This is a genomic window from Bartonella sp. AP58NXGY (assembly GCF_042195785.1).
Taxonomy (GTDB): Bacteria; Pseudomonadota; Alphaproteobacteria; order Rhizobiales; family Rhizobiaceae; genus Bartonella.
In genome coordinates, this window is sequence record NZ_JBHIOY010000156.1 from 1 (window position 1) to 301 (window position 301).

The window sequence follows — 301 nt, forward strand, 5'->3', positions numbered from 1 at the left end:
TCAACGACTGTTGCCAAAACAGTTCCCGCTGAAGGAGCAGTTATCCGCGTATAACTAAGATTAACCTCTGCACTCTCCACATCAATTTGGGCTTGTACAATCTGTTGACGTAGTTGAGCAATTTGCGCTTCACGTATTTTCACCTGCGTCACGGCATCATCAAAATTAGCTTTTGAAATTGCACGCGTTTCGATCATTTTTTTCTGCCGCGCTAAATTTTTCTGCGCAAGGGCAAGATAAGCTTCTTGTTCCATTAAATTTGCATGATAATGCGCTAAGGCTGCTTTTTTTCTTTTAAGAT

The 301-nt window shown here is 41.2% G+C and carries 1 pseudogene; it reads right to left on the bottom strand.

Going from position 1 to position 301, the window contains the following annotated elements:
• Positions 1-301, bottom strand: a pseudogene (locus ACFINC_RS10140) (efflux transporter periplasmic adaptor subunit); the annotation flags it as partial.